Source organism: Candidatus Korarchaeota archaeon NZ13-K, from assembly GCA_003344655.1.
Lineage (GTDB): Archaea > Korarchaeota > Korarchaeia > Korarchaeales > Korarchaeaceae > Korarchaeum.
In genome coordinates this window covers 1-1745 of sequence record MAIU01000137.1, presented here as the reverse complement: position 1 = coordinate 1745, position 1745 = coordinate 1, and the positions used below count along the sequence as shown (strand labels likewise).

Below are 1745 nucleotides of genomic sequence, written 5' to 3'. Positions count from 1 at the left end.
TCCTCCTCCAGACCGTTGCAGGACTTCCTAACCCTTCCGTTCAGGTTGACTATCTCCCCGCTCGAGAGGATGTATTCGTACAGCGGCATATCATGATAGGTCATCCTGTCAAGAAAAACGGGGGCATCCGATTGTAATAATCTCATAATCCGAGCATCCTATCCCTTTTCAACTCCGCTGAGAGCCCCTCAAGGGGAACTCCCCACGCGGCACGATCTTCGGGTGCACCTGAGTCTCCGATGGAAGGCATAGAATTGAATTCATGGCGTCACGTGAGGAACGTTTTTATTATTGGCTGCCCCGACTAGGAGGCCTTATGGTGAGGTCATGGGATGGAGGTGATCCACCTGACGGGAAAACGTCTTGTTGTTCTGGCAGTCCTGCTCGTACTGACACTGCCCCTGATGGTCGAGGATGTCAGCTCCCAGGGGGCCGTCACTGTTGGATTCGATAAGAAGCATGGACTTCCCTCCGCGAAGTTCCCGGCATTGAGGCAGCTGCTCGAGGGGGAGGGCTATGCTGTCAGGGATGTGGAGGGCTTCACCCCCGAGGTGGATGTCATAGTGATCGTGAACCAGACCTCCCCCCTGACCGAGGGGGAGCTGAGCGACCTCGATTCCTACGTGAGGTCCGGACACGGCCTCCTCATAGTTAGGAGCATAGTAAGTGCCGCGTTCAACGTCTGGTCATCGGAAGAGTCCCTCTGCACCCCTAGGGTCATAGGAGGCTGCGATCCCTTCGAGGCGGCCGTCAACTCCACGAGGTTCAGGTACTCCAGGTCGGTCCTAGTCAAGGGAGCTTACCTGAGGAACCTGCCGGCCAACGTCCTGAACCTGCTCTCCAGCAAGAGGGTCTGGATAGACAAGGACAGGAACTGGAGGCGCACGGAGGCAGATGTTGAGGCCGAGGGCCTGCCCGTCATGGTGGGGCAGGTCTACGGGAGGGGGAGAATAGCGATATCATCTGTGGAGTTCTTCAACGATGCTTTGCTAGCGCAGCTCGACAACGGGCTCTTCGTGAGGGAGCTCATCTCATGGCTCTCCAGCCCCTCGGTGGCGATGAAGAGGTATGAGGAGGTGAGATCCAGGTTAAACAGCTTCCTGGGAATGAGAGGGGATCTGGAGAGGGTTGGAGGTAACTCTTCCGTTCTGGTCAATGTGGCGGAGGGCTTCAAAAGGGAGATTGATGATGCGATGAGCAGGATGGACAGGGGGCTGAGCGAGGAGGCGATAAGCCTGCTGGAATCCGTAGATAAGGGGATAGCGAGCTACTCCAGCTTCGTCTCAAGGCTGGTCGTGATAGAGAGCAAGATGAGGGAGCTCTCCGAGTTCCTCAATGAGACTAGGGCAAGTGAACCTAACATAACACTCGATGCTTTCTTCAGCAGGCTCTCCGATCTCGAGTCCCAGAAGAGGCTCCTCTATGAGAGGTGGGCGACCGGCGACATATCAGGAGCGAACCAGTCGGCCAGCCGGATGCTGGATGAGCTGGAGAATCTCCGAAGCGAAGCATCATCTTACGTGACGGCCGAGAGGGAGAGGATGAGGCAGAGGCAGGAGGAGCAGCAGAGGATGATCACTGTGGGGCTGTTAGCTGTGGTGGCAGTCATCGTCTTGGTGGTCGCGATCCTTCTCTACAGGAGGAGGAAGGAGAAGGTGGAGATCGTCATAAGACCTCCGGGGTCGTGAGAGCATGAGCTACTCCGATCCCAGGGTGGCCTTCAGGCTTGGCGCGCTAATGCAATC

At 56.7% G+C, this 1745-nt stretch carries 1 protein-coding gene; it reads left to right on the top strand.

Annotated elements, in window-relative coordinates:
- The first annotated feature begins 404 nt into the window (after positions 1–404).
- On the top strand, positions 405–1688 hold the full coding sequence (locus BA066_07870; protein ID RDD52776.1) for a hypothetical protein: 1284 nt from the start codon (positions 405–407) through the stop codon (positions 1686–1688).
- Positions 1689–1745: the final 57 nt, after the last annotated feature.

Bases quoted from the DNA above. Each gene is read 5' to 3' on its own strand.
- BA066_07870 (RDD52776.1), top strand. From the start codon at position 405: ATGGTCGAGGATGTCAGCTCCCAGGGGGCCGTCACTGTTGGATTCGAT.